20 protein-coding genes are annotated in these 23,703 nt (G+C 67.7%); 7 read left to right on the forward strand and 13 right to left on the reverse strand.

Annotated features, from left to right (window positions below):
- Positions 1–20 precede the first annotated feature (20 nt).
- Positions 21–815, reverse strand: coding sequence for an SDR family NAD(P)-dependent oxidoreductase (locus tag CQ034_RS17870; protein WP_105712130.1), 795 nt, complete (start codon positions 813–815; stop codon positions 21–23).
- A gap of 319 nt (positions 816–1,134) precedes the next feature.
- Here CQ034_RS17870 and CQ034_RS17875 point away from each other — a divergent pair, with 319 nt between their 5' ends.
- Together CQ034_RS17875 and CQ034_RS17880 are read left to right on the forward strand one after the other, a co-directional pair.
- Complete coding sequence (locus CQ034_RS17875; protein ID WP_219860811.1) at positions 1,135–1,761, forward strand: RNA polymerase sigma factor; 627 nt, start codon at positions 1,135–1,137, stop codon at positions 1,759–1,761.
- Entirely contained in the window at positions 1,748–2,869 is a 1,122-nt protein-coding gene (locus CQ034_RS17880) for a hypothetical protein (RefSeq protein WP_105712132.1), read from the forward strand. Before CQ034_RS17875 ends, CQ034_RS17880 begins: the two co-directional genes overlap by 14 nt.
- Before the next feature lie 98 nt (positions 2,870–2,967).
- Here the strand turns inward: CQ034_RS17880 and CQ034_RS17885 are convergent, their stop codons facing one another.
- Positions 2,968–3,936 carry a helix-turn-helix transcriptional regulator gene (locus CQ034_RS17885; RefSeq protein WP_372467716.1) on the reverse strand — a complete coding sequence of 323 codons (969 nt, stop codon included), beginning with the start codon at positions 3,934–3,936 and terminating at the stop codon, positions 2,968–2,970.
- A gap of 156 nt (positions 3,937–4,092) precedes the next feature.
- Here CQ034_RS17885 and CQ034_RS17890 point away from each other — a divergent pair, with 156 nt between their 5' ends.
- Positions 4,093–4,494 (forward strand): RidA family protein, encoded by a 402-nt coding sequence (locus CQ034_RS17890; RefSeq protein ID WP_105712165.1) that lies wholly within the window; start codon positions 4,093–4,095, stop codon positions 4,492–4,494.
- Between the two features lie 156 nt (positions 4,495–4,650).
- On the opposite strand, the gene CQ034_RS17895 is transcribed toward CQ034_RS17890, so the two are convergent.
- The 6 genes from CQ034_RS17895 to CQ034_RS17920 form a co-directional block, all read right to left on the reverse strand.
- Positions 4,651–5,679 carry a LacI family DNA-binding transcriptional regulator gene (locus CQ034_RS17895; protein ID WP_181156368.1) on the reverse strand — a complete coding sequence of 343 codons (1,029 nt, stop codon included), beginning with the start codon at positions 5,677–5,679 and terminating at the stop codon, positions 4,651–4,653.
- Between the two features lie 75 nt (positions 5,680–5,754).
- Positions 5,755–6,531 carry a hypothetical protein gene (locus tag CQ034_RS17900; protein WP_146114877.1) on the reverse strand — a complete coding sequence of 259 codons (777 nt, stop codon included), beginning with the start codon at positions 6,529–6,531 and terminating at the stop codon, positions 5,755–5,757.
- Positions 6,532–6,591: 60 nt separating this feature from the next.
- Entirely contained in the window at positions 6,592–8,172 is a 1,581-nt protein-coding gene (locus CQ034_RS17905; protein WP_105712136.1) for a hypothetical protein, read from the reverse strand.
- 49 nt (positions 8,173–8,221) lie between these two features.
- Positions 8,222–9,091, reverse strand: a complete 870-nt coding sequence (locus CQ034_RS17910) for a carbohydrate ABC transporter permease (RefSeq protein ID WP_105712137.1) — start codon at positions 9,089–9,091, stop codon at positions 8,222–8,224.
- Between the two features lie 4 nt (positions 9,092–9,095).
- On the reverse strand, positions 9,096–9,971 hold the full coding sequence (locus CQ034_RS17915) for a carbohydrate ABC transporter permease (RefSeq protein WP_105712138.1): 876 nt from the start codon (positions 9,969–9,971) through the stop codon (positions 9,096–9,098).
- 60 nt (positions 9,972–10,031) lie between these two features.
- On the reverse strand, positions 10,032–11,303 hold the full coding sequence (locus CQ034_RS17920) for an ABC transporter substrate-binding protein (RefSeq protein ID WP_105712139.1): 1,272 nt from the start codon (positions 11,301–11,303) through the stop codon (positions 10,032–10,034).
- A 181-nt stretch (positions 11,304–11,484) separates the two neighbouring features.
- Between CQ034_RS17920 and CQ034_RS17925 the strand changes: the two genes are divergently transcribed.
- Positions 11,485–12,876 (forward strand): alpha-L-fucosidase, encoded by a 1,392-nt coding sequence (locus CQ034_RS17925; protein WP_181156369.1) that lies wholly within the window; start codon positions 11,485–11,487, stop codon positions 12,874–12,876.
- A gap of 186 nt (positions 12,877–13,062) precedes the next feature.
- Positions 13,063–15,555 (forward strand): glycoside hydrolase family 2 protein, encoded by a 2,493-nt coding sequence (locus CQ034_RS17930; protein ID WP_181156370.1) that lies wholly within the window; start codon positions 13,063–13,065, stop codon positions 15,553–15,555.
- A gap of 22 nt (positions 15,556–15,577) precedes the next feature.
- Here CQ034_RS17930 and dnaB read toward each other — a convergent pair whose 3' ends face one another.
- Entirely contained in the window at positions 15,578–16,951 is a 1,374-nt protein-coding gene (gene dnaB, locus CQ034_RS17935) for a replicative DNA helicase (protein ID WP_029264272.1), read from the reverse strand.
- A 531-nt stretch (positions 16,952–17,482) separates the two neighbouring features.
- On the opposite strand from dnaB, the gene CQ034_RS17940 reads away from it, so the two are divergent.
- Together CQ034_RS17940 and CQ034_RS17945 are read left to right on the forward strand one after the other, a co-directional pair.
- Positions 17,483–18,487 (forward strand): hypothetical protein, encoded by a 1,005-nt coding sequence (locus CQ034_RS17940; RefSeq protein WP_105712141.1) that lies wholly within the window; start codon positions 17,483–17,485, stop codon positions 18,485–18,487.
- A gap of 103 nt (positions 18,488–18,590) precedes the next feature.
- The gene (locus CQ034_RS17945; RefSeq protein ID WP_105712142.1) at positions 18,591–20,144 is read left to right on the forward strand and encodes a chaplin family protein; all 1,554 of its coding nucleotides are present in this window, start codon (positions 18,591–18,593) and stop codon (positions 20,142–20,144) included.
- Positions 20,145–20,405: 261 nt separating this feature from the next.
- Here the strand turns inward: CQ034_RS17945 and CQ034_RS17950 are convergent, their stop codons facing one another.
- The 4 genes from CQ034_RS17950 to CQ034_RS17965 are packed head-to-tail and all read right to left on the reverse strand — an operon-like array spanning position 20,406 to position 23,676.
- Entirely contained in the window at positions 20,406–20,741 is a 336-nt protein-coding gene (locus CQ034_RS17950) for a hypothetical protein (RefSeq protein ID WP_146114878.1), read from the reverse strand.
- 8 nt (positions 20,742–20,749) lie between these two features.
- Positions 20,750–21,592, reverse strand: coding sequence for a hypothetical protein (locus CQ034_RS17955; RefSeq protein WP_105712144.1), 843 nt, complete (start codon positions 21,590–21,592; stop codon positions 20,750–20,752).
- Positions 21,593–21,613: 21 nt separating this feature from the next.
- Entirely contained in the window at positions 21,614–22,477 is an 864-nt protein-coding gene (locus CQ034_RS17960; protein ID WP_105712145.1) for an amidohydrolase family protein, read from the reverse strand.
- Positions 22,477–23,676, reverse strand: a complete 1,200-nt coding sequence (locus CQ034_RS17965) for a CaiB/BaiF CoA-transferase family protein (protein WP_105712146.1) — start codon at positions 23,674–23,676, stop codon at positions 22,477–22,479. The genes CQ034_RS17960 and CQ034_RS17965 overlap by 1 nt, the downstream gene beginning before the upstream one ends.
- Positions 23,677–23,703 lie beyond the last annotated feature (27 nt).

Below are 23,703 nucleotides of genomic sequence, written 5' to 3' on the forward strand. Positions count from 1 at the left end.
CCGCGTCACCCCGCCGGCGCTCACGCCCGCCGGAACCGCGCGGCCAGCGCCGGGTCGACGTCGACATCGCCGAAGGATGCCGTCCACGCCCCGTCCACCGCGATCGATTCGCCGCTGAGGTACGGAGCCTCGTCGGAGAGCAGGAAGGCGGTCACCGCGGCCACTTCTTCGGCGCGGGCGATGCGTCCCATCGGCGGCCCTTCGGCGAGTCCACGCTCCTCGGCGGCCGGGTCGGGCGCTGCGGCGATCTTGGCTTCGAGGTGCGGCGTGCGCACACCGCCGGGGGCCACGGTGTTGGCGCGGATGCCGAGGCGGCCGTAGCTCACCGCCACGCTGCGGGTCAGCGCGTCGATGCCGCCCTTGGTGAACTCGTAGGCCGCGTGGTCGGGGTGGCTGGCGCGGCCGTGAATCGAGCCGACGTTGACGATCGCTCCGGCGAGGCCCTGATCGATGAAGGCCGATACTGCGGTCGAGCAGCCCCAGATGTAGCCGAAGCCGTTGATGTCGAGGATCTCGCGCACGACGCTCTCATCGAGCTCGTGCAGCGGGGTGTGCTTCGTGATGCCGGCGTTGTTCACCCAGCCGGCCAGGGGTGCCCGTGCGATCGCTGCCTCTGCGGCCCGCTGGTGGACGGCGCGGTCGGAGGCGTCCCCGAGAACGACCTCGGCCACGATCCCCTCCTCGAGCGTGCCCGACCCCGGAGACCGCTCCAGCCCCACGACGATCCATCCGTCGGCGGTCAGTCGCTCGGCGATGGCGCGACCGATGCCCTTTCCGCTGCCGGTCACCACGACGCTGCGTGCGGATTCGGTCATGATGTGTCCCTCTCGGCGCTGAAGTGGGTCGGATGCACTTCCCGTTTGCTATAGCAATCACGAGCATAGCCGGGAGGATGGTCGTCAGCGCAAGCGGATCAGCCTCGAACACTGCCGAGGCTTGTCGACGAGGACGAAGACTCCTCAGACGGCGACCACGCTGATCGACGCATGGGCGCGACGACCGTCCTGCACACGGGTCCCGCTGTCGACGACCGCGAAGCCCGCCCGTTCCAGGTGCGCGGACATCCCGTCGATCGTCACGACTCAATTCCGGGTCAGGATGGAACCGGATGCCGGCGGGAGACGAATAACCAGTGTGAGCAACGACAACGACATCATCCGTGAATCGTTCGACGCCGCGGAGCGATTCTCCGAGATCTTCGAACGACATATCGACGCGGTCTCCGGCTATGTCGCCCGCCGCGTCGGACCGGCGGCGAGAGACGACGTCGTGAGCGAGACCTTCCTGATCGCGTTCCGCAAGCGCGGGCGCTACGACATGTCCAGGCCATCGGCGCTGCCGTGGCTGATGGGCATCGCGACGAACGTCCTCGGCCAGCATCGCCGCGCGCAGGCCCAGCACTGGCGAGCTCTACAGGCGTCCGTCGCCCAGAGCGACCCGATCGCCGCGGACGACCACGATCGATCGACTGCGCAGCTCGATGCGGCCGGGGAGATCGAGCGCCTCTATCCGCGGATCGCAGCCCTCTCCGCCCGCGACCGGGAAGTCCTCTTCCTGCACGCGTGGGGAGACCTCACCTACGAGCAGATCGCCGCCGCGCTGCGGATCCCGGTCGGCACGGTGCGATCGAGGCTGAGCCGCATCCGCACCAAACTCGCGGCCCCACCGCCGTCGCCACCGCCGAAGGCTCCGCATGAGCCCCGGCCCGCGACCGCACACATCCGACTTGCTGAGAAAGAGATCATCCATGGACATCCTTGACACGGTGCGCGAGATGAAGCCCACCTACCCCGCGTCTTCGCAGGCTCCCCGTCGCGCCCTCCACCAGGAGATCGCCCGGTCACGACGCCGACGCCCCCTCGGACGCATCGTCGCGGTGGCACTGGCAGGCACGGCCGTCGCCGCGGTGGCGGTCACAGCCACCGTCCTCATTCCCCCGGGAGTCGTCGGCCAGCCGCAAGCGGCCTCAGCATCGACGTACCTCAACGAGACCGCGGCCTCCATCCGCGCCGCCGTCGCCGCGCCGATGGAAGTGACGATCACGACGCGGCACCTGGGCATGATCGGCGGCCCGAACGAGAAGTTCCTGCCGTTCGGAAACCTCAGGTCGGATGCGACCGCTGCCGTCGTCACCGAGTCGAGCGCGAGCTATCTCAGCACACCGGATCGCAAGTTCTCCGAGACCTCTCACACGGAGTTCCACGCCTCCGAGATCTTCGGCGATGAGGCGGCCGCCCATGCGGCGTGGACGTCGTACTACGGCTCTTCGTATCCGATCGGGAAGGAGCCTCGGACGCTCGCTGAGGTTCACACGTATGACGCCTTCGTCGAGGACCTCCCCGTTCCCACCTCCGACTTCCCGTCCGAACCCGCGGCATTCCTCGCCGCGTGGGAGAGCGGCATGGAAGACCGGCTGATCGCCGAGAAGGCTGAGGCGGCGAAGATGCCTCAGGACGGAGAGCCGGAGACCAACGGGTTGTACGAGAGCATCGAAGAGAAGTACGAGATGCCGGCCGCCGAGTACATGTTGAACGAGCTCCTGTGGTCGGTTCCGATCCTGACCGCATCCCCCGAGTATCGAGCGACCTTCCTCGAGGCGCTCGCTCTGGCTGAGGGGATCACCGTCGAGGAGGGTGCCACGGCCGACAAGGTGCTCGTCTACGAGACCGACGACGCCCGGTTCCGCCTGACGGTCAACCCCGAGGCGGGCGCCATCGTCGAGATCGAGAAGTTCCTGCTCCGCGTGCTCCCGGAGCCGTGGAGCAACCACACGAAGGACGACCCGCTCGTCGAGGTCGGCACGACCCCGTTCCTGCCGGAGGGAGTGGCGGACTTCTCCGCATCCTTCACGACTGCACCTGCGGACTGACGCGTCCGCCCTTCGTGCCCTTCTCATCCGCGATACCGGGTGAGGAGGGCACGTCGCCGTTCACGGCACAATCGTCAGAGTCTCCGGCCTGGCCTCCGCTAGGCGTCGGTTGCGAGCGTCGGACCGCGGGGCGAGTAGCGGGCCGCGATCTCGACTGCGTGCTGATGGAGCACATCCCTCAGCTCGGGAGGGCTGAGGGCTTCAGCGTCGACTCCTAGTTTCCAGATCGCCCATGCCGCGTGGCGCAGGTCCTGAAAAGTCAACTCCATTCGAAGCCAACCATCCGACTCGGCCGTCTCGTGAACGATCGCGAGAGCCGTCTCGGCGAGTTCCTCTCGTCGCGCGGGGTCTAGCCGGGCGGCGACGATGAACTGCACTTCTCCGGCACGAAAACGTGCACTGCGCGCTTCCCAGAGTTGGGCGAGGTTGACCTCACTCGGGCGTTCTGCAGGAGCGGCGAGTGCCTCTGCCGCCAGAACCCGAGAGAGACGGTAGGTGCGATCATGGCCATCGACCAACGCGAGAAGGTAGCTCCTCTCCCGGACCGTCACGAGGCCGATGGGGTCTACGTGCCGCCAGGCGGCGTCACGACCTTCGGCGGCGTAGTGAATGCGCAGTTTGCGTCCGTCGAGCACAGAGCGGCGCACCTCGTTCATGACCGTCTCCGAGATGCCTTCGGCGAGCCGGTACCGGGACAGGAGATCCGCTTGAGGTTCGAACAGTATGCGCTGCGCGGCGTCGGTCGCCGCGGCTTGATGGCCGGCCGGTATCGCGTCGACGACCTTGCGCATGGCGGAGGACAGCGCCGATCCCAGGCCGAACACCTGTCGCCCCCCGATGCTCCCGGCCGTGAGCAGGGCGAGGGCTTCCTCCTGGTTGAGGCCCATCAGCTCGGCACGAAATCCAGGGAGCAAAGAGAAGCCGCCGTTGCGACCGCGGTTGACGTAGACCGGCACCCCGGCGGCGGACAGCGCCTCGATGTCTCTGAGAATGGTGCGCGTAGACACTTCCAGCTCGTCGGCGAGCTGGGATGCAGAGAGCGAACCCCGTTGCCGCAGGAGCAGCACGAGAGAGACCAGGCGATCGGCACGCATAGGAAACTTTCTCAGAAATACATGACAAGAGGTGTCGTGTATCGCTGCGAGGCTCGAAGTGTCGTCGATTCGGACGGCGATCGGCTGGACCGGATCACCGGCACGGCACACACAACGAATGGAGAAGAGATGACACTCGAACGCACCGCAGTCAACCCGGTCACGTGGTCGCTGGAAATGGGGTTCAACCAGGGTGAGGTCGTGTCCGCTGAGTCCCGCACGTTGTACATCTCGGGGCAGACCGCGATGAACAAAGAGGGACAGCCCGAGCACCACGGCGACATGGCCGCTCAGCTCGCGCTCAGCATCGACAACCTCGAGGCGGTGTTGACGGAGGCGGGGATGACCCTCGCGAACCTCGTGCGCCTGAACGTCTACACGACCGACGTCGACGCACTGTTCCCGCACTACGGAGAGCTCGCCGGACGGCTCGGCGCCGCGGGCGTCTCGCCCACGACCACAATGCTCGGAGTCTCGCGCCTTGCGATCCCCGGCCAGCTCGTCGAGTTGGAAGGTACGGCGGTCGCCTGATCGGACGGCTCAGACGACCGCCACGCTCGACGCCGTGCCTGCGACGTCGAGCGTGGCGGAGCCCCGTCGGGCGCATCCCTCGCAGGAATGAATCGGTGTCCGTCCGAAGATGGCGGTCCGTGGGTTCGGTTTCGCCTCGGTCTCAGGCGTGGAGACTCATCTGAGCGCGATCGCGCCCAGACCGTCGGAGGCGATCGCTCCCGATGACATCCCTGGAACGAGGACGCACGGCTGATAGCTGACGCCCGGCTGCCGGGCTGCGGGGTCGTCCGCCAGCAATGCCTCGGCTGCCACTCGCCCCAGGCTGTTCAGCTGAGGATCCACCGAGGCGAGGAATCGATCGGGGCTCCCGCTGTACTTCGACCAGTTGTCGTAGCCGACCAGTGCGACGTCTTCCGGGACCCGGACCCCGGCCTGTTCGAACGCACGGGTGACGCCCAGAGCGATGTAGTCGTTGCCGCAGAACACGGCGTCGAACTCGCCCCGCCGTTCGAGCAGCTCGAGACCGGCCCGGTAGCCCCACGGAATGGTCCAGTCGCCGAACAGGGGTTCCGACAGCGCGATCTCCACGCCGGCATCAGCGAGCTCGGCACGAAAACCGCTCAGACGATCCTGGACCGCCCGCGAGTACTCCATCGCGGTCACATGCGCGATCCTCGTTCTCCCTTGGCGAAGGAGGTGCGCGGCGGCCAGACGCCCTGCCTGCACATCGTCCGGGAGAAAGCACGTGTCCTCGGGGTTGTCCGAGACTCCGAAGACATGGATCACCGGCGTCTGGAACGACTCCGATATCGAGGGGAACGGAACGTCCGTGCCGTCACCCACCACGATGATCCCGTCGACTCGACGGGCCTGCAGAGTGCGAAGGTTCTCCGGCCGGGCAGCGGCGTTGTCCTCATCGTCGTAGACGAGCACGGCGACGTCGTGCTTGCTGAGTTCGGCGATGATCCCGGTGATGACCGGAGTCGAGAAGTTGCCCGATGCCTTCTGGGCGAGAACACCGACCGTGAAACTGCGCCCGAGCGCGAACGACTGCGCGAGCGCATTGGGCCTGAAGTCCAGTCGTGCCGCGGCCTCATGGATGCGCTGCCGCGTCTCGACGGATACATGTCCACCGCCGTTGAGCACGCGCGAGGCCGTGGGCACAGAAACACCCGACTCTGCCGCGACATCCTTCAAGGTCACCGGCCGCCTCATCGCGCTCCTTCCCGATCCCTCATCCTCTCAGGATCCCACGAGCCGCCGAGCACCGCTCATCTTCTACGACCCCACCAGATCCGAGATCGTGAGCCCGGACAACCAGGACTCCTTCATCGTGACCTCGGCGTCGTCGACCGCGCGCTCGTGCGTGGATTCGAACATCCGGCGCGCGAGGATCTGCGCGGCGATCGCACGATCCTCAGGAACGGCCATGTCCAGGCCCTCGGCGACCTCCGGTCGAGCGCGTATCAATGCATCCAGGGCGCCCGGATCGTCCGTCAACGCGGTGGCGTCCGCCGTCTCCTGCTCCGATGCCGCATCGGCCATCTCCTGGAACTCATACTGTTCGAGGGTCTTCTCCACCGGCCCGTAGAGCACTTCCCCTGCTTGGGAGGACGCGTGACGTGCGGCTTTGTCGGCTTTCCACCGCTCGACCAGGCTTTCGAAGGACGCGTCATCGATGAATGTGAGGGCGACCGCGCCCTGCCGACGGACGACCCCGTCGACGCAACGCGCGGCTGCCTGGTCAACCAGAAGTTCGCCCGCACGGCTGTCGCGCACCGGGTCCGTGTCGTCCACGACCCACCCCTTCTTGGACGCGGTATCCATGACCGTGGCTCGAACCTGACTGACGCAGTATCGGAACTCATCCGCATGAACCGGTGTTCCGTTCACCTCCATGGCGGTGCCGTTCTTCGCGGCACCCGGTGGTACGGGCGCGGGAGCGCACGCGCAGAACCCCAGCGCCATGAAGAGGGCGATGCACGCCGCAACGTACGGTCGTCTCACTGGTGCTTCCTTTCGGTCTGTTGCCCTGGCCACCGCTTCGGCTCCCACCTCCGCAGGGTGTTCGTACGACCGATGCGCCGACCGTTCGAACACCCTGCGCTCGGACGGCTACGGCTTCTTGGCCACGACCGGGCCGTTGTAGGCACCGATGTTCGGTGCGGTCGTCCCCGACACCGCATTGCCCCAGTAGTCGCGGCCTCCGTTGCCGGAGATGATGCGGCCGGCCCCGATCGCCGGAGATCCGGCCGTCAGCTTGTACCCGTCGACGGTGTTGAGACCGTCGCGGCCCGTTCCCGGGTTGGCGAACAGCGGATCGGCGTTGATGGCGTTGACGTCCGCAGCGGGGCCGGCGAACCCGTGGTAGACGTTGCGGTCGACGGTGATCCCCCGATCGGTGTCGAACCGGGTCAGGCTCGAGCCGACGAAGATGTTGTTGGCGACCACCGAGTTCGCAGCGAGCCGGATGTCGAACGCGCCGCCCGGGTTGTAGAGCGTGTTGTTGTACATCTCGAGCTTGACCTTGGCGTTGCCGCCGCTGCCGGCGTTGACGATCCCCTCACCCTGCGACACGTTGTACCGCACGACCAGCTGGGGGGTGTCGGTCTGTGCCGGACCGAAGCAGGTGAGGCACTCGAGGTAGAACCCTCCGGCGTTCTCATGGCTGTAGTTGTACTGATACGTGCACGACCCGGTGATGCCCCAGTCGCAGTCCCAACCCATCGAGTCCGGGCCCGGCTCGGTGCGGGCCGACTCGTTGAACTGGAGAACCGGATTCGCGCTCGTATAGGCCCAGATGCCGGCGATCGCGCCACGGTTGACCGCGTCGTGTCCGGCGTCATAGCTCAGGTTGCGCTCGACCAGGGGGTCGACGGAGACGCCGATCAGGATCGAGTCGGCGGCCGCGCGAAGCACGGAGTTGCCTCGGACGACGACGTTGCGGTTGTGGTTGATGGTGTCGTCCCCATTCGGGGAGCCGACGATCGCGATACCCATCGATTTCACGTCGCGGATCGAGTTGTCCTCGATGGTGACGCCGTCGAAGTATCCCGTGAGCCCGCTGGATTTTGCCGGCAGACGAACCTGGATGCCCGCCGAGACATAGCGGTCGCTGGCGTTTCGGTCCGAGCGGCCGGTGACGTCGTGGACATCGAGGTTTTTGACGGTGATGCCCGATCGCACCTCATTGCCGGTGTTCTCCACGAGCACGCCGCTGCGCTTTCCTTCCGCCGCGGCGATGTTCGTCACCTCCAGGCCCTCGACTGTCCAATAGCTCACATCCCTGACGACGATGGGCGCTTCGACACCACCCCCGCCGTTGATGATCGGCTTCGCGCCGGTGCCGTAGCTGCCCAGAACGATCCGTTTCGCAGAAGTGCCACTCCCCGACGCCGTGAAGGAACCTGCGCAGGTCGTGCCGGCTTTGAGCCTGATCGAGTCTCCCGCAGCGAAGGCACCCCCCGGAGCCTGGATCGCGGCGAGCGAGTTCCATGGACTGTCCTGCGTGCCGGTCCCGTTGGCGGTCGCCGCGCAATCGACGAAGTACGCCGAATCTGCGGCCTGCGCGGGCGATGCTCCGGCCCCGGTCAAGGCGCTCAACACGACGGCGGCTCCGACGGCAGCAGTGATCGCGGCCCTCCAGCGGCCCGGCTTCTGTCGCGTTGCCGCGACGGCGGATGGAACAGACTGCATGTTGCACTTCCTTTCTTCGGAGGGTCCGAGCGGGCGCTCGGACCGGAGGTCAGGTCTTCACGGCACCCGCCGACATGCCGGCGACGACGTAGCGCTGCAGGAAGCTGAACACCAGGATCAGCGGCAGGACGCCGAGAAGCGCCGCCGGGAACAGCGTCGTCGGCTCCACCGTGTTCGGGTCGATCAGGGCATAGGCGTTCGCCATGATCGTGCGGTTCTGCTCGCCCTGGAGGAACACGAGGGGAACGATGAGGTCGTTCCACACGACCAAGCTGATGAACGTCACCAGCGTCGCGGTGACGGGTGCGAGCAGCGGGAAGATGACGACGAAGAAGATCCGCAGCGGACCCGCACCATCGATTGCCGCGGCCTCCTCCAACTCCGTCGGCACCTGGCGCATGAAGCTGGTGTAGAAGAACACGGCGATCGGAAGGTTCATGGCCGTGTAGACGAGGATCACGCTGAGATGCGTGCCCAGGATGTGCAGATCCCGGATCATCAGGTACAGCGGTGCGATGAGCACATAGATCGGGATGGTGGTCCCGATGATGAACACGCGGTAGGTGGTGTTCGTCCAGGAGCGCCCGATCCGGCTCAACGGGTAGCTGGCCATGGCGCCGAAGGCGACGGTCAACAGGCAGGAGCACACCAGGATGATGAGGGTGTTCGCGACGCTCTGCGCGTAGTTGATGCGCTGGAACGCATCCACGACGTTGTCGAGCGTGAGGTGTTCCGGCCACCCGAGCGGATTCGCCGACACGTCAGCGGCCGGTCGGATCGCGGTCAGCACGGCGAACGCGAACGGAGTCACGAGCAGTGCGACGCCGACGATGAGCCCGATGTCGCCGAGCCGACGTTTGCCCGCGTTCCACAGGCGGTGGTCGCGTGACCGGGCCGGGGCGGGGAGTGATGCGGACATGGATTCAGATCCTTTTCTCGCGCATGCGCAGAACGGACGTGGCGACGCTGCTGAGCACGACGACGATGACGAGGAGGAGGACCGCGATCGTCACTCCGTAGGCGAACTCGCCCGCTCCGCCGAAGACCTTTCGGTAGACGAGGAGGGTGAGCGTTGTGGTGGATCCCGCCGGGCCGCCGTTGGTCAGCACGAAGGGGAACTCGAACACCTTCAGCGAGCCGATGAGGGAGAGCGTGATGTTCACCGTGAGCGAGGGGGCGAGAAGAGGCCATTCGATCGTGCGGAATCGGCGGAATCCCGTCGCACCGTCGAGGTCGGCCGCTTCGAGGACATCGGCAGGTAGCGCGAGGTATCCGGCGAGGAAGATCGCCGCGGAGTAGCCGGCGAACATCCAGATGTTGACCAGAGCCACCGCGCCGAGTGCCGTGCTCGTCTCGCCCAGCCAGATGCGGGTGAGGGAGTCCAGCCCGAGGGCGCGGAGCACCTCGTTGATCGTTCCATCCGGTGCGTAGAGATACGAGAAGATGAACGATGCCATCACCGGGGCGACGAGCGTCGGCATGAGGATGAGGACGCTGACCGGTTTGCGGATCCGCGGCCGGTTGTAGAGCGCTCTGGCCAGGAGCAACCCGAAGAGGTTCTGCAGGACGACGACGATGACGGCGTAGAGCACGGTCGTGCCGACCGCTCGGATGACCTCCCCGTCGGTGAACAGTCGTGAATACTGCTCGAGACCGACGAAGTCTGCCCGAGGGCCTCCGCTGCTGTCCGTGAAGCTGAGCCAGAGGCCGTTGACCAGCGGGTAGAGGATGAGGAGCCCGTAGACGACGAGCGCGGGAAGGAGGAACCCGAGAGCGACGAGGGGACGTTTGGAGATCATGACAATCCTTCAGCGAGAGCGGTGCGGCCGCCGGAGAGGGCGACCGCACCAGGAACGGGACTAATCCGCCTTCTTCGCGATTCCGTCCATCTCGTCGAGGAACTCGTCGGTCGTGATCTCACCGAGGAACAGCGCCTGCAGGCGAGAGCCCATCTGCGTCTGCACGTCGCCCGCCATCCAGGTGTTCGTCTGCATGAAGCGGTAGTTCCCCGCCTCGTAGGACGCGAGGAACTCACCCGTCGCGTCGTTCTTCGGGCTGGTGCCCGATTCGAACGGAGAGATCGCGTTCTCCGCTTGGAGGAACAGATCGAGGTTCTCGGGCTGGGACCAGAAGTCCACGTATTTCTCCGCGGCGTCCTTCACGGGGGACGCCTCGTTGACACCCCACATCGTTCCCACGAACAGCAGTTCGTTCGGATCGACGCCCGGCTCCCCACCCGGCCAGGCCGTGAACTGACTCTTGATTCCGGCTTCGGCGACGCCGCCGAGGTTCCAGGCGCCCTGGAGCCAGAAGCCCGTGTCGCCCGCCGTGAAGTCGTCTGCGCCCTGCGACCACTCGTCTTCGCCGAGCTCGGTCTTCCAATCGATGAAGCCCTGCTCCTGCAAGTCGAGCAGCTGCTCGACCGCCGGCTTCCAGTCCGAGAAGCTCGCATCACCCTCGGAGAACTCTTCGTCCCAGCCCTTGTCGACGGTCGTGGCCGCAGCGTTCAGCAGCGCCATCGCGCCCGTCCACCCGGCCTTGTCGGGAAGAGTGATCGGGTCGTGGCCGGCAGCCTTCACCTTGGCGAGCGCGTCGAGGAAGCTCTCCCAGTCCTTCGGCACCTCGTTCACACCGACCTCGCTCAGCAGTTCCATGTTCGAGTACAGACCGACACCGATGGCCTCCATGGGCATGGCGAGCACGGCGTCGTCATAGGTCGCGAAGCTCTCGACCTCGGGGGTGATGTCGTCGGCCCAGGACGCCGAGGACAGGTCTGCGAGGTATCCGGACTTCCCCCATGTCGCGAGAAGGTTGCTGTCCAGCATGATCACGTCGGCGGCATTGCCGGCCAGCAACTCAGGCTGCACGCGCTGCGAATAGGCCTCGTTCGCGGGGATGGCCTCGAACTCGAGCTTGATGTCGGGGTTCGCCTTCTCGAAAGCCGCGTTGATCTCGGCGACGTTCGCCGGCTCGCCTTCGCCGCCCTTCCAGCCGTACACCGTCAGAACGGTCCGGCCGTCGTCGGTCGTGGTCGACGAATCGCCGGACGAACAACCGGCCAGAGCGAGTGCCGTCACGAGGGCGGTGAAGGCACTGGCGGAACGAATCATTCGCTGCTGCGACTTCTTCATTGAAGGATCTCCTTATCGGGACGCGAGGACGTTGTCGATGGTTGTCCCATCACCGCACCGATATTTAGGTAACCGGTTGCCTAACGTTGCTGGCGAGCGTAAATTGATGCGCGTCGCCTTGTCAAGTGCTCGCATCTGCGGGCGATCCGCCCCTGATCACGCCCTGGACGAAGAGAAGCAGATGCCCATCGCCACGCCTCCCATTCCGGCATCTGCCGCCGTGGGTTCCCCCCGCCGTTCCCGCCTCGACTGGTTCCGTTCCGCCTCGTTCGGGCTTTTCATCCACTTCGACCAGGCGAGCCGACTCGGCGTCGATCTGTCTTGGCCGATGGTCGGGCTCACCAGCGATGACGGCACAGGAGTGCACGCACGAAGCGCGGTCGACTACTTCCGGCACGCCGACGAATTCGACCCTCGTGAGTGGGATCCTCGCGCCATCGCACAGGCAGCGAGGGATGCGGGGATGCAGTACGCCGTCTTCACGACGAAGCATCACTCGGGTTGGGCGTCCTGGCCGAGCGAGGCGACACCGCTGAACATCTCCACCTCTCCCTACGGGGCTCGCGGAGGCGATCTCGTCCGCGACTACGTGGATGCCTTCCGGGAGGCAGGACTGCGCATCGGCTTCTACTACTCGGTGTCCGACTGGTCGGATCCCGACTATCCGGCGTGGCGCGCCGAGTTCGCACCGTACGCGTTCGAGGAGTACCCGCGCGCGACGCCCGAACAGTGGGTCAGATTCCGCGAAGGGATGAAGGCCGAACTCAGCGAGCTGCTCACGAACTACGGGCCGATCGATCTGCTCTGGTTCGACGGCGGGTGGGAGCGCACAGAGGAGGAATGGGACAGCGCGGAGCTGGAAAGGCACATCCGATCCCATCAGCCGGACATCGTCCTCAACGACCGCCTCCCCGGCATCGGCGACTACGTGACGCCGGAGCAGTCGATCCCTGCGGAGCTTCTCAGCGACGCCTGGGAAGCGTGCATCACCATGAACGACACGTGGGGATGGGATCCGAGCGACCACGACTACAAGACCACCGCGCACCTGATCCGGACGCTCGTCGACTGTGTCGCGAACGGCGGCTCGCTCCTGCTGAACGTGGGGCCGAGCAGCACCGGCGCTCTGCCGCACGAAGAGGAGAAGTCGCTCCACGAGATCGCCGGTTGGATGCGCACCCATCGCGAGAGCGTGATCGGCGCTCGACCGGGGCTGGAACCGTGGCAGTTCTACGGTCCGACGACGATGAACGCGGACGCCCTGTACCTGCACCTCGTCGCCTGGCCGGACGAGACCGCCACCGTGCGCGGCATTCGACCTCAGTCCGTGCTCGGCGTGGAACTCCTGACGACCGGGGAAGACCTCGATTTCCGAGCCGTCGTCGATCCCGCGCACGCCCGCGACGACGACCCTTTGGGCAACCTGGTCATCTCAATCCCGCAGGATCGGCCGATGGGCCCGCTCCCGGTGATCCGTATCCGTTTCCGCGCGGGCACAGCGGGGACCGATCGGTTCACGCCGGTCTCCGTGGGCGGCCGCGGAGAAACGCCGGCACCAGGATCCGCCGGGTAGTCCTCTCGGAGAGATGGCGCCGGCCGGGATCGGTGGACCCGCGCATCTTCGCCCGACTCGTCCCGCAAATCCGTCTCCCGGTCGACGAAGCTGCGAAGCTGGATGCCGTCATCATCCCCCACCCCCGTCGCCTTCATGCTCCTTCCAGAGTGGGAACTGTAGAGGCGTCGAAGCAGGAGCCGTCCCGTGAGCGTCGCGTCCACCCTTCCCCTCATCCGCCGTCCGCTCGCCGAGGGCTGGCGCGTCCGCCCGAACGGCGGCCCCGCACAGGTGGCCGATGCGTGGATCCCCGCCGTCGTCCCCGGTGTGGTGCATCTCGACCTGCTGCGGGCGGGCCTCATCCCCGACCCGTACCTCGACGACAATGAATCCGCCCTCGCGTGGATCGGTCTCGTGGACTGGACCTACGAGGGCAGCTTCGCGCTCGAGTCGGAGGAGCAGGCGGCCGATCGTCACGAGCTCGTGTTCGACGGGCTCGACACCGTGGCGACCGTCACCGTGAACGGGCAGGTGATCGCCGAGGTCGCCAACCAGCATCGCTCCTATCGACTGGACGTGACCGACCTGCTCACCACCGGCGACAACACGGTCACCGTCGCCTTCCGCAGCCCGGTCCGGTACGCCGACGCGCAGAGCGTGGCGCTGGGTGCGCGCCCACGCCCCTACCCCTCGCCGTTCAACGCCCTGCGCAAGTCGGCGTGCAGCTTCGGGTGGGACTGGGGCATCGCCACCTACTCGAGCGGCATCTGGCGCGAGGTGCGTCTGGAGTCCTGGTCGGACGCCCGGCTGAGCGACGTCCGCGTCCATGCGACACCGGACGGCACGGAGGGCACGGTGCGCGTCGCCGTCGAGATCGAGCGCGCCTCGGCGCTCCCGCTCGACCTGACGGTCCAGGTCGCGGGGACCGTGCAGACGGTTCCGATCGCCGCCTCGGAGACGTCGGCGGAGATCGAGGTCCGGGTGAGCGACGTCGAACGGTGGTGGCCCGCCGGCCATGGCGCTCAGCCGCTGTACGACGTCGAGATCGCCCTCCTGGACGACGGCACGGCGCTGGACTCCGCGACCAGACGCGTCGGGTTCCGCGACTTGCGCTGGGACACCACCGCGGATGCATCCGGCACACCGTTCACCCTGTTCGTGAACGACCGCCCGATCTACGTGAAGGGCGTGAACTGGATTCCCGACGACGCATTCCCGAGCAGAGTCGACCGGGATCGGTACCGCACCCGACTCGAGCAGGCGAAGGCAGCGAACCTCAACCTGGTCCGCGTCTGGGGCGGCGGAATCTACGAGTCCGAGGACTTCTACGATCTCGCCGACGAGCTCGGCCTGCTGGTCTGGCAGGACTTCCTGTTCGCGTGCGCCGCGTACGCGGAGGAGGATCCCCTGCGCGCCGAGATCGAGGCGGAAGCGCGGGAGAACGTCGCGCGCCTCGCTCACCGGGCCTCACTCGCGCTGCTCACGGGCAACAACGAGAACACCTGGGGATATGAGGACTGGGGCTGGAAGACGCTGCTCGACGGCAAGACCTGGGGCGCCCACTACTACTACGATCTGTTCCCGGCGATCATCGACGAGCTCGCGCCGCACGTGCCGTACGCACCCGGAAGCCCGTTCAGCCCGGGCACGGGGTGGGACGGGCGTCAGCAGACCGGACCGCATCCCAATGACGAGGCGCACGGCACCATGCACCTGTGGGAGCAGTGGAACCGCCGCGACTGGCCGACGTACCGCGACCATCACCCCCGGTTCGTCGCCGAGTTCGGGTGGCAGGGGCCGCCCGCGTGGTCGACGCTGACGCGGTCCATCTCCGACGATCCGATCACGCCCGACTCCCCCGGCATGATCGTGCATCAGAAGGCGGCGGACGGGAATGCGAAGCTCGGTTCCGGCCTGGTCGCGCACTACCCGATCCCCGACGACATCGAGACCTGGCACTGGGCCATGCAGCTCAATCAGGCGAATGCGGTGGGTTTCGCGCTCGACTGGTTCCGCTCACTGGCCCCGCACAACGCCGGCGCGATCGTGTGGCAGCTCAACGACTGCTGGCCGGTGACGTCGTGGGCGGCGATCGACGGCGATGGCCGCGAGAAGCCGCTGCTGTTCGCCATCAAGAACGCCTTCGACCCCCGCGTGGTGACGGTGCAGCCCTCGGGCGACGGCCTCGAAGCCGTGCTGCACAACGACACCGATGGCACCTGGTCGGACAGCCTCTCCCTGCGACGGATCGGCTTCGACGGCACGGTGCATGCCTCGGTCGAGGTGGCGGTGTCGATCGCTCCGCGGGAGTCGACGCGCGTTGCGATCCCGGATGCCGTCGCCACGCCCGGTGACGCTTCCGCCGAGTTGATCGCCGCCGAAGCGTCCGGAGCCCGCGGGCTCTGGTGGTTCGCCGAGCCCCGGGACAGCGCCCTCGCCGAGCCGCGCCTCACCGGCGAGGTGGAACGCATCGACGGCGGCGGGCACCTGCTGACCGTCACGGCGGGCGCACTGGTGCGCGACCTCACCCTGCTCGTCGACCGGCTGTCTCCCGACGCCCGCGTCGACCGCGGCCTGGTGACCCTGCTTCCGGGCGAGCGGGCGGTGTTCCGCATCGACGGCGTGGCCGAGCTCGACGCCGCCACCGTTCTCGGTCCGCTGGTCGCGCGATCCGGCAACCAGCTGGTCGCCGGGCGGTAGCACCCGGCTGACACCGTCGGCGTCAGTTGAAGTCGCCGCCCGGGGCCATGTCCATGAAGCGGGAGTAGTGGCCCTGGAACGCGACGGTGATCGTGGCGGTCGGTCCGTTACGGTGCTTGGCGACGATCAGGTCGGCCTCGCCGGGACGCACGTCTTTGTCGTAGACCGAGTCGCGGTGCAGCAGGATGACCATGTCGGCGTCCTGCTCGATCGAGCCGGACTCACGCAGGTCGCTGATCGCGGGCTTCTTGTCGGTGCGCTGCTCGGGACCACGGTTCAGTTGCGACAGGGCGATCACCGGAACCTGCAGCTCCTTGGCGATGAGCTTGAGGCTTCGCGAGAACTCCGAGACCTCCTGCTGACGCGACTCGACGCGCTTGCCCGAGGTCATCAGCTGCAGGTAGTCGATGATGACCATGCGCAGGCCCTCGCGCTGCTTGAGGCGACGGCACTTCGCGCGGATCTCGACGAGCGTCATGTTGGGGCTGTCGTCGATGTACAGCGGAGCGTCGTTGATGCGGCCGCGGGTCGCGGCGACGGTGGTCCAGTCGCGGGGGTCGAGGTTTCCCTTGCGCATGTTCTGCAGCGGGATCTGGCCCTCGGCGCTGAGCAGACGCATCGCGATCTCGCTCTTGCCCATCTCGAGCGAGAAGAAGACCGAGGGGATGTTGTGGCCGATGGATGCCGACCGCGCGAAGTCGAGCGCGAGGGTCGACTTACCCATGGCGGGACGCGCGGCGACGACGATCATCTGCCCACCGTGGAGGCCGTTGGTGAGCTCGTCGAGCTCACGGAAGCCGGTGGGGACACCCGTCATCGAGCCGTCGCGACCGCTGGCGGCCTCGATCTCTTCGAGCGCCGCGTCGACGGCGATCTGCAGCGGGACGTAGTCCTCGGCGGTCTCGGATCCGGTGATCGAGTAGATCTCGGCCTGCGCGTTGTTGACGATGTCGGTCGCGTCGCCCTCACCCGCGTAGCCGAGCTGCACGATGCGCGTGCCGGCGTCGACGAGGCGGCGGAGGATGGCGCGCTCCGAGACGATGCCCGCGTAGTAGCCGGCATTGGCCGCGGTCGGGACGATCGAGGTGAGGGTGTGCAGGTAGTCGGCGCCGCCGGCGCGACCCAGCTCGCCGGTCTTGATGAGCTCGTCGGTGACGGCGACGACGTCGGTCGGCTCGCCGTGCGAGTAGAGCGAGAGGATCGCCTCGAAGATGAGCTCGTGCTTCGGGATGTAGAAGTCGGCGCCCTTGAGCGTCTCGATCACGTCGGCGACGGCATCCTTCGAGAGGAGCATTCCGCCCAGCGCGCTCTGCTCGGCGAGAAGGTCGTGAGGAGGGGTACGCTCGGGCGCGCGCTTCGCGCCCATCCGCTCCTCTGAGATGTCGGCGATCGACACAGTCTTCCCTTCGATGCGACGTTTCCGATGCGATGTTCTGATGAGGCGTTCCGACGGCGGGCCGCGTGGCTCTCGGCCAAGAATTGCCGCTTCGCACAGCGAAACAGGTGCCTCCGACATTCGGTCGCTCGCCCACGCTACGAGCGACTGTTTCCACATGCAACACGGCCTGTGGATAACCATGTGGAAAGCGTGCGGACAAAGTCGGAGTGTCTGTGCACAACGGGTGTGGATAACCCCGTGGATGGGTGTGACTTCAAACTTTTTTCTTGGCCCTGACCAGGGTTTAACTGTTTCCCCAGCCTGTGGATGGGAATCAGTTTAAATCGCGCATTGAAGGTTGCCCCTCTCGGGAGGGGGATGTGTAGAACCTGGGGAAAGTCAAGCCGAGATTTCACCGGGCGCGTCACAACCCGACATCCCCGGAAACGCGCGCAAAACCCCCTAGACAGACGGTCTGCTCGCGAGTATCGTCACCCGCAATCGATGCACCTGCGTCGAGGTACGTTGCCTTCGGAGGGGGAGGTCGACGTGGACGTTCCGGCCACCCGACGCGGCGTTCCTGCCGTGGTCCTCTGGAGCGCCGTCGGAGCGCTCGCCTGGGCGACACTCACCCTCTTCTTCGGGGGCGGATCGGCGCACGCGGATGAGCAGCAGGACGGCCCGCTCGACGGGCTCACCTCGATCGTCAGCGAAACCGTGTCGGCCGTCACCGCCCCGGTGACCCCCGTCGTCTCGAAGGTCGTCGCACCGGTCGTCACGAAGGTCGTGGCCCCTGTGCAGCAGGCCGTTCCCGCCGTCGTCGAGACCGTGACGGAGACGGTCGCCAAGACCCCGGTCGTGGGCCCTGCGACCGCGCCGGTCGTGCAGGCCGTGACCGAGAAGGTCGACGCGGTCGTCGCCCCGGTCACCGAAGTTCTGACGGATTCGCCGGTCGCGCAGATCACCGACCCGATCCTCGACACCGTCGCGGGCGCCCCCGTCGTCGGCGGACTCGTGACCGACCTCGGCGTGGTCACCGCGGTGCGCGATGTGGTCGGAGTGGTCGATGACACGACGGCTCTCCTCGGAAACGTGACGAACGGGACCGTTCCGCCGGTGCTCGAGGCACTCGATCCGACGACCCCCGATCCGACCCCGGGTACCGGTGTCGTGGATCCCCCCGTGAGCCCGACCGCCGTCGCCGCCGTCTCCGCGACGCAGGCGACTTCCGCACCGATCCTCGGCGCTTCGGTCGCCGCATCCGCGCGCGCATCCGCCGCGTCGTCCTCGGCCGCGGACCTCGTCTCGCACGAGTCCGCCCCGGCCACGGAAGACACGACGACGGCACCCACAGGCACTCCGTCCGGGAGCCCGCCGGGCGCCCCCGTACCCGCATCTTCCTCCGCCGGCCCCGGCGGAGGGTCCAGCCCTGCCCACGCGCGCCTCAGCGACGTGGACCCTGCTCCGCTCCGTGCTGGCGAGCGGACATCCGGCGCAGCCGACGACGTGCTTCCTTCGTCGCCGGTCGCCGACACCGACGTCTCTCCTGACTGACGGACCGTCACGTCGTTCCCCCGGGGACGACAGATGCCGTGCTGCGCGCGCACTCTGATCGCGCGCACCCATCAGACGATCCATCCAGTCAGGAGAAACGATCATGCGCACTTACCTCAAGCGAGCCCTGTGGGGCACGCTCATCGCCGGGGGCATCACGCTCCTCGGTGCGACGGCCGCCAACGCGGCCGAGACATCCGGAGACGACGGACTGCTCTCCGGCACGCAGGCGGAGACAGCGATCTCGGCACCGATCTCGGCGGTCGGCAATGCGATCTCCGTGCTCGGCGACGTCGTCGCGGCGCCCGCACCCGCACCCGCACCAGCACCTGCACCTGCACCTGCACCAGCGCCCGCCCCGGCCCCCGCACCCGCTGCGGAGACCAGTGGGTCCTCGGGCACGGCATCCGGCACCCAGGCCGTGGTGACCGTGAACCTGCCCGTCACCGTGTCGGGCAACGCCGTGAGCGTGCTCGACGACAGCTCATCGACCAGTGCCCCGGCCGCAACTCCCCAGAACTCGGCTCCCCAGGCCGAGACCCCGGCCGGGGCACCTCTCGTGACCACGAACGGCGTGGACGGCGTGCTCTCGGGCACGCAGGCACTGCTCGCGGTCAATGCACCGATCACCGTCACGGACAACGCCGTGTCGCTGCTCGGCGACTCCGAGAGCGCTACAACGAGCGGGGAGGGAGCCGCAGCACCGGCATCCTCCGCTCCGGCCGCATCGGGCACGACGTCCGGTGACGACGGGATCGGCAGCGGCACTCAGGTGGTCGCACCGATCACGGCACCCGTGACGGTGTCGGGCAACGCGATCTCGCTGCTCGGCGACACGAGCTCGACCGGTTCCGGCACGGCCGGCACCGGGGGCACGTCCGCCCCCGCCACGACGGGGGGAACCTCCGGCGATGACGCCATCCTCGGCGGCACGCAGGCGATCGCACCCGTGACGGCACCGGTGACGGTGTCGGGCAACGCGATCTCCCTGCTCGGCGACAGCGCGGCGACCGGATCCGGCACGGCCGGCACCCCGGCACCCACCGCGCCCGCGACCGGAGGCAACACCACCACCGGAATCGACGGCATCCTCGGCGGCACCCAGATCACCGCACCCGTCACCGCCCCCGTGGCCGTGACCGGCAACGCGATCTCCGCCCTCGACGACGCCACCGTCACCGGCAACGGCGGCACCACCACCGCACCCACCACCCCCGCCACCGGAGGCAACACCACCACCGGAACCGACGGCATCCTCGGCGGCACCCAGCTGGGGCTGCCGGTGACGCTGCCGATCACGGTCGGCGGGAACGCCATCTCGGTGGTCGGCGAGGCGACGGTGACCGACCCCGGTCCCGGAACCGATCCGGGAACTGACCCGGGGACGGACCCCGGAACGGACCCGGGCACCGACCCCGGAACCGACCCGGGTACCGACCCGGGTACCGACCCCGGAACCGACCCCGGCACCGACCCCGGAACAGACCCGGGCACGTCGACCGGTGCCGCGACAGCCTCTGGCGCGGTGACCACCGGCCAGGCGGAAGGGCTCGCCATGACCGGCGGCGCTCCGACCGAAGGACTGATCGCCCTCGCCGCAGCCCTGCTCCTCCTCGGAGGGGCCGGACTCCTGCGCCGTCGTCGTCTGACGGCGTAGCGAAGACGCCGGCGGTGCGGTCGTCCTCGGGGGAGGAGACCCCGCATCGCCGGTGCGCACGGCGTCCATCCCCATGCCGACGAGTCCCCCGCTCGTCGCTCGACGCCGGCGCGACAAGGGCGGATGCCCCGTGGACCCCACCACGGGGCATCCGTCGCGCCCTACCCGCTGCAGTTCGCTCGGAGAACAGCAGTTCCCTCGGCCTCTCTGCAGGAAAGTGGCCGAGGGAACGGCGAATCTCCGACGGGGATGCGGAACCGATCAGGGGATGTCGTCGACCTCGCCGTGCGGGATGATCGCGGCACGGTAGCGCTCGACGAGTTCACGCCATCCGAATCCCTCGGTGTACTCGTGCTCGTAGACGGCCTCGGTGAAGTGCCACAGCAGGTACGGATGCGCGCCGAGGCCGTACAGCGTCCCGTAGTCGCGGTTCACGAAAGCAGTGCGCTCCTCGGGCGTCAGCATCCGGTCGTCGGTGACCGCATCGGGTCCCGCTCCCCCGGCGAGCCAGCCGTCGACGAACCCCGCGGTGTCGGCGACGTAGGCGTTCACGTTCGCGGTGCTCATCTCGACGGCGCGGATGAACTTGTTCATCATGTACCGACTCACGATGCGGCCCTCCATAGGAAGAACGGACTGGATGCGAAGCGCGAGGTCGTGGCCTCGGCGAGTTCGGCCGGACGCCCCTGCATCGCGGCGAGTGCGGCAACGATGTTCACGTACTGGTAGGTGACGTTGCCGGCGGCCATGATGCGGTCGTAGCGGCATCCGGCGATCGCGCCGTCGAGGTCGCCGTCGCGCATCCACGCCACCGCCTCGGCGTCGAACTCCGGGTCGGGTGAGCCGTTGAACGTGCGCGGCCCGCCGACATCCGTGGCCATGTGCCCCGAGGTGAGCAGCCCCACCCTGGCGTCGCTCTCCCACGACTCGACCGCGGTGCGCAGATGATGGCCGAGCGCGGCGAAGCGTGCGGCGGTCGGCAGCGGCGGCAGGATCGAGTTCGCGTGGATCGGCACGATCGGCAGGTCGAGCTCTGGGCGCACGTACTGCAGCGGCAGCACGAAGCTGTGGTCGAGCCGCCACTCGTGCGAGACCGAGAAGTCGATCGTCTCGGGCAGCACCTCGCGGCCGGTGATCTGCGTCGCCAGCTCCGGGTCGCCGGTCAGCTCGGCGTACTCCATGCCGAACGTGCGCACCTCGTTCTCGTAAGTGCCGTGGTACGACGCGGCCTTGCCGACGATGAACGCGGGCGAGTTGTCGGAGAAGAACTGCCGCACATGGTCGGTGCCGAGCACGATGAGCGTGTCGACACCGGCATCCGAGATCGCCTCGCGGATGCGACGGAAGTTCGCCTCGACCTGGACGAGATCGTCGGGCATCGGCTCCCGCATCGCCCGCCACAGCAGCGGGTTGTGCGGGGTCGCCGCGGCCATCACCAGTTCAGCCACGATCGGCTCCTTCCTTGCCGCTCACAGCCGGAACAGCTTGCGTGCGTTGTCGAGCAGGATCTTCCGGCGCGACTCCTCCTTGAGGCCGAGCTCGTCGAACTCGGCCATCCAGCGATCCGCGGTCATCACGGGCCAGTCCGATCCGAACAGCACCCGGTCGGAGATCAGCGAGTCGGCGTAGCGGACCACCTCGGGCGGCAGGTACTTCGGCGCCCAGCCGGAGAGGTCGAGGTACACGTTCGACTTGTGCCACACCATCGCCAGGTTCTCGAGGTGCCACGGCCAGGCCGGGTGCGCGCTGATGATGTTCAGCTCGGGGAACTCGGCCGCCACATCGTCGATGTACGGCACGGGCCGGGCGTTCTCGAGGCGATAGCCGCCACCGCCGGGGGTGCCGGCACCGGCGCCGGGGAAGCCGGAGTGGAACATGACCACGAGTCCGAGCTCGGCGCAGGTCTCCCAGATCGGGAAGAAGCGCCGGTCGTTCGCGAGGAACTTCTGCCGCGACGGGTTCAGCTCTCCGACGCCCTTGATGCCGTACTCCGCGTGCATCCGACGGATCTCGGCGACCGCCGCTTCGCCCTTCCACGGATCGATGCCGGCGAACGCGAGGAACACATCCGGGTGGTCCTGCTGCGCCTTGCCGAGGAGGTCGTTGGGCGCACCCTTGATGCCGCTCGTCGTCTCGGAGTCGGAGTTCACGATCACGGCCATCATCTTGCGGTCGCGGTACTGGTCGGCCTGCTCGGCGAACGACACGACCGGCCGTTCGCGCCCGAAGTGCGCCGACATCTGCGAGTGCCGCTGGCCCATCGCCGCGATGAACTCCTCGGTCTGCGGGTGGGTGTGGACGTCGATCGCGACGAGGTCGTCGATGCCGGGCATCAGGCAGCCCCTTCCTTCGCTGGTGCGGGTTCGGTGTCTGCGGATTCGGATGCGGGGCGCAGTCCGGTGATCGCCTCGGTGTCGGCGCCGAGCCCCGGGGCGTAGCGCAGCTCGGGACGCCCGGATCGCTGGAATCGGATGCTGGGCACGGGCACGCGCAGCGCGCCATCCGGGCCCTCGATCTCTTCCACCAACCCCATGCTCGCGATCTGCGGATCGTCGAACAGGTCGCCCATCGTGTTCAGCGGGCCGTGCGGGATGTCGTGCGCGGCGAGCCGGTCGAGCCAGTACTGGCGGGGTCGGGTGGCGGCGATCTCCTTGAGCACCACGTCGAGCTCGTCATAGTTGCGCACGCGCCCCTCGCGCGTAGAGAACCGCGGGTCGTCGGCGAGGTCGGGCCGCTCCAGCACATCGAGCAGCCCGGTCCAGAACTTCTCGGGCACCGACATGTGGATCACGAACGCCTTGTCGTCCGACCCCCGGCAGGCGTAGGCCTGGGCGCGGCGGGGTCGCGAGTCGGGAGACGAGACCTGGCCGGTCTCGAGGAACGCCGAAGCCGACTCGGTGAGGAAGTCGAGCAGCGCGCCGACCATCGTGACCTCGACGTGCTCCCCCACCCCGCTGACATCGCGGGCGTGGAGGGCGGCGAGCACCGCCTGCACGGCCGACATCCCCGACAGCAGATCGGAGAACGCCGGCCCGAGCGGACGGATCGTGGATGCCGGGACGACCTGGCTGTACATGCCGCCGGTCGCCGAGATCACGGTGTCGTACGCGGGGCGCTTCGCGGCGGGTCCGGTCGGCCCGAAGCCGGTGATCGAACACGTGATCACGCGCGGGTTGCGAGCGTGCAGTGCCTCGGGGCCGAAGCCGAGCCGCTCGGCCACGCCGGGGCGGAAGTTGTCGAGCACGATATCGGCATCGTCGACCAGGCCGAACAGGGCCGCGAGCCCCTCGGTGGTCTTGAGGTCGAGGACGACGCCGCGCTTGCCGCGGTTGTAAGCGGCGAACTGCGGGCTCATCGTCGCCCGCCCCTCCCAGCGGCGCATCGGGTCACCCTCGGGCGACTCGACCTTGACGACGTCGGCGCCGAGGTCGGCGAGCAGCTTGGCCGCGAACGGACCCGAGATGTACTGGCCCAGCTCGACCACTCGGATCCCGGCCAGCGCTCCGGCGCCCGGCGATGCAGTACTCGTCACTTCTGGTCTCCTCTTCGATACCGAGGG

The organism is Microbacterium sp. MYb45 (assembly GCF_002979655.1).
Lineage (GTDB): Bacteria > Actinomycetota > Actinomycetes > Actinomycetales > Microbacteriaceae > Microbacterium.

Coding starts and splice junctions, on each gene's coding strand:
- CQ034_RS17870 (WP_105712130.1), bottom strand. CDS start 815: ATGACCGAATCCGCACGCAGCGTCGTGGTGACCGGCAGCGGAAAGGGC.
- CQ034_RS17880 (WP_105712132.1), top strand. CDS start 1,748: ATGGACATCCTTGACACGGTGCGCGAGATGAAGCCCACCTACCCCGCG.
- CQ034_RS17890 (WP_105712165.1), top strand. CDS start 4,093: ATGACACTCGAACGCACCGCAGTCAACCCGGTCACGTGGTCGCTGGAA.
- CQ034_RS17905 (WP_105712136.1), bottom strand. CDS start 8,172: ATGCAGTCTGTTCCATCCGCCGTCGCGGCAACGCGACAGAAGCCGGGC.
- CQ034_RS17910 (WP_105712137.1), bottom strand. CDS start 9,091: ATGTCCGCATCACTCCCCGCCCCGGCCCGGTCACGCGACCACCGCCTG.
- CQ034_RS17915 (WP_105712138.1), bottom strand. CDS start 9,971: ATGATCTCCAAACGTCCCCTCGTCGCTCTCGGGTTCCTCCTTCCCGCG.
- CQ034_RS17920 (WP_105712139.1), bottom strand. CDS start 11,303: ATGAAGAAGTCGCAGCAGCGAATGATTCGTTCCGCCAGTGCCTTCACC.
- CQ034_RS17925 (WP_181156369.1), top strand. CDS start 11,485: ATGCCCATCGCCACGCCTCCCATTCCGGCATCTGCCGCCGTGGGTTCC.
- CQ034_RS17945 (WP_105712142.1), top strand. CDS start 18,591: ATGCGCACTTACCTCAAGCGAGCCCTGTGGGGCACGCTCATCGCCGGG.
- CQ034_RS17950 (WP_146114878.1), bottom strand. CDS start 20,741: ATGATGAACAAGTTCATCCGCGCCGTCGAGATGAGCACCGCGAACGTG.
- CQ034_RS17960 (WP_105712145.1), bottom strand. CDS start 22,477: ATGCCCGGCATCGACGACCTCGTCGCGATCGACGTCCACACCCACCCG.